We start from the raw sequence: 2,954 nt of genomic DNA on the forward strand, positions 1-2,954 counted from the left end.
CTTCTGGCGGAGGCGAGCGGCCTGGTGGCAGGGTGAGCGGCAAGCGGCCCCCGCGGCCCACCCCCTGTGGTGCGGGCCGCCGGCCCGGCCCCGCGTCGCTCGCAGGGGCAGGGCCGCGCCCCGCCTCCCCACGGGAGGCCACGGGCGCGGACGGGGAGACCGTCTCGCCACGATCACATGCCGGTGCCCCGGCTTCCGCGGTGGACGCGCGGAGGCCGGGGCACCGACGGGCGGCTGGATCAGTGGTGACGGTGGTGGTGGCGGCCGCCCCAGGACTCGGTGTCGACGGTGCGGCCGCGGTCGTCGCGCAGGGTCGCGGTGTCGGAGCGGTTGTCCCAGATGTAGTTGCGGCGGTCCTGGAAGAGGTCGGTGCGGGTGTCGCGGCCCTCGCCGGTGTGGATGCGGATGGTGGAGCGGCCGGCGAGGCGGACGTCGTTGAACTTGTAGCGGTGGCCGTCCTCGTCCTTGAGGGTCCAGCCGTCGAGGTTGACCGAGTGGCGGGGGTTGTTGGTGATCTCGACCCATTCGGCGTTCAGCGACCGGTTGGTGCGGTTGTCGCGTCCGGGGCTGTCGGCCTGGACGCGGCTGATCTCCACCTTCGGCGTCCGGTGACGGTCGTCGTCATGCGCGGAGGCCGGCAGGGCGACGATGGAGACCATGGCGCCGGCCGCGAGGACGGTCGCGGCGATACGGCGGGCGGTCGGAGAAGCAGACATGGGTGATGTCTCCTCAGAAACTCTGCCTCACCAGCCTTTACGGCTGGTGGGGGCGGTGCGGGTCCCGGTCCGGTACTGGGCCGAGGACCCAAACTCTGCAGCCCCGCCGGCCCCGCCGGAATGCCGCCCGGGCGGTGTTACCAGATGCGGGCATTTCCGTAACTGACGGCTGTACCGGACACCGATAGGCGGCGGGCGTGACCCTGACATTCACTGACAGCTACACCCACCCGTCCAGTGATCAACAACCAGCCCTTCCGTGCTTCGGCGCACCATCGGTCGCGCCACCCAGCCCACTCCGCCACCGGAGTGACCGGGCCGGGTAACAGCCGTTCTGCACGTTTCTTCGCACGCTCAGGCCATCCCTCGCACACGAAGACGACGCGCGGCCTGCCCCGGCTGCGCCTCACTGTCAGCGCCTCGTGTGATCCTGTACAGGCCCGGCGGCGCCCCATCCTTGAAGCCGATGGCGCCGCCGGGCACACCCTGACTGACGTGGGAGGACGCCGTGCTCCACGGGACCGCCTACAACCACGCCTCTGGGATCAAGTACGACATCGGTCGGTAGCGGTGCCCACGCTGCCCGCCGCCTGTCAACGCCGAAGCGGCGGGGTCGTCGCCGCGGGTCTGGTGCTCATCGGCGGCGGGGTGAAGACGCGGAAGATTCCCCAGCGTCAGAAGGTTGCCTGACCGGCGGGCATTTCAGCCCGCGACTCCCGTTTCCGCGTCGTAGCGGTCGAAGCCCGCAAGCCGCGCCCGCCGTGTGACCCGCGTTCGTCATGGAGCCGGTAGAGGGTTCGGTCCCGCAGTACCACCAGCTCCCGAAGTCTGGACCAGCCCCACAGCCCATCCCCAGCGCCGGCCCCGGCAGGCCAGCCCTCTCAGCACCGCCCTGACGACCCCTGACACCAGGCACATCGTGTCCTGAGGGGCCGCTCACTGGTTGATCTGTGTGTGGAGACTGCTGAGCCGGTGACCGGCGACTACCCCACCGCCCCGTGCCTGCCGCTGATCACCGCGGCCGAAGCACGAGACGCGGTCGGCTATTTGCGCCTGCTGGAGACGCTCGACCTCACACCACGAGGGCAGGCCGCCGGGCAGCTCGCCGCGGATCTGGCCCGCCGGATCCCTGCCGAGTAGCCGACCAGGGCCCGCGCAGCATCGGTCAGCCGACCATGCCACAAGGACAGAGCCGGGGGTCGACGATGCCTGCGGTCGCGGCGTCGGCGCCGCCGTAGCGGCGGGCGGTGATCATGGTCTCGTGCGCGGTCTGTGGGGCCAGGCGGGACTGGATGAGCGCGGCCATGCCGGGGGTGAAGGGGAGGTTGATGTCGGCTTCGGGCAGGCACCAGTAGCCGCGGTTTCCCAGCCGTGTCCGCCAGCCACCCGGATGCGAACGAGTACGGACCGGTCTCGGGGGAAACCGGCGCAGGGACGCATGGATACCGAACGGAGACATGCCATGACGTACGACGGAAGTGCGACGCCCGCCGCCCTGCTGCCCCTGCTGCGCACGTCCGTGGAGCAGTTGCACGCCTCGGCGGTGGCCCTGACGGACTACGAGGTGCGGGCCCCCTCGCTGCTGCCTGGCTGGACCCGCGGGCACGTGCTACCCCACATCGCCCGCAGCGCCGACTCGCGTACCCGGGTACTGACCGCTGCCCGCACGGGCGCGGACCTTGCGCAGTACGACAACGAGGCGCAGCGGGAGTGGGAGATTGAGGAAGGCGCTGGGCGGCCGGCCGCCGAGTTGGCAGCGGACCTGCGCGGTGCGCTGGGCGGGTTCCTGACGGCTGCTGCCGAGCACCCGGACGCGGCGTGGGACGTGCCGGTGCGCTGGCTAGGCGGGGGGATGCGCCCCGTGCGGCGTGCCGTCGGTAGCCTGCTGCGTGAGGTGGAGGTGCACCACACCGACCTGGGGTGTGGTCACCGGCCTGAGAACTGGCCCCCGTTCTTCGTCGCCCACGAACTCGCGACCACGGCGGCCAGGCTGCGGGAGCGTGACGACGTGTCCGGCATGGTGCTGATCGCCGACGAGGACCAGGTGCTGCGTCCGGTCGGCGACGGGCGCGGGCCACAGGTGTCGGGGCCGGCGGCGGCTCTCCTGGGCTGGCTGACCGGCCGCGCGGACGGACACGGTCTCACCCTCGAGCCACCCGGTCCACTGCCGGACGTCCCCGCCTGGCGGAGCTGACCGGGTGTCCAGCGGACGGCCTCACCCGCGAGGGGATGCAGGAG

Annotated in this window: 3 protein-coding genes and 1 pseudogene; 2 read left to right on the forward strand and 2 right to left on the reverse strand. The window is 71.8% G+C overall.

What is annotated here, in order from left to right; all coding sequences use genetic code 11:
• Positions 1-239: 239 nt before the first annotated feature.
• Positions 240-716, reverse strand: a complete 477-nt coding sequence (locus tag IO20_RS0136120) for a lamin tail domain-containing protein (RefSeq protein ID WP_031127943.1) — start codon at positions 714-716, stop codon at positions 240-242.
• Positions 717-1,670: 954 nt separating this feature from the next.
• Here IO20_RS0136120 and IO20_RS40640 point away from each other — a divergent pair.
• On the forward strand, positions 1,671-1,856 hold the full coding sequence (locus tag IO20_RS40640; protein WP_157850882.1) for a hypothetical protein: 186 nt from the start codon (positions 1,671-1,673) through the stop codon (positions 1,854-1,856).
• Positions 1,857-1,914: 58 nt separating this feature from the next.
• On the opposite strand, the pseudogene IO20_RS39460 reads toward IO20_RS40640, so the two are convergent.
• Positions 1,915-2,079: pseudogene (locus tag IO20_RS39460) on the reverse strand (enoyl-CoA hydratase/isomerase family protein); the annotation flags it as partial.
• A gap of 99 nt (positions 2,080-2,178) precedes the next feature.
• Between IO20_RS39460 and IO20_RS0136135 the strand changes: the two are divergent.
• Entirely contained in the window at positions 2,179-2,910 is a 732-nt protein-coding gene (locus IO20_RS0136135; RefSeq protein ID WP_031127945.1) for a maleylpyruvate isomerase family mycothiol-dependent enzyme, read from the forward strand.
• The last annotated feature ends 44 nt before the right edge of the window (positions 2,911-2,954 follow it).

Origin of the sequence: Streptomyces exfoliatus (genome assembly GCF_000725545.1) — a bacterium.
GTDB lineage: Bacteria > Actinomycetota > Actinomycetes > Streptomycetales > Streptomycetaceae > Streptomyces > Streptomyces exfoliatus.

Coding starts and splice junctions, on each gene's coding strand:
- IO20_RS0136135 (WP_031127945.1), top strand. CDS start 2,179: ATGACGTACGACGGAAGTGCGACGCCCGCCGCCCTGCTGCCCCTGCTG.
- IO20_RS0136120 (WP_031127943.1), bottom strand. CDS start 716: ATGTCTGCTTCTCCGACCGCCCGCCGTATCGCCGCGACCGTCCTCGCG.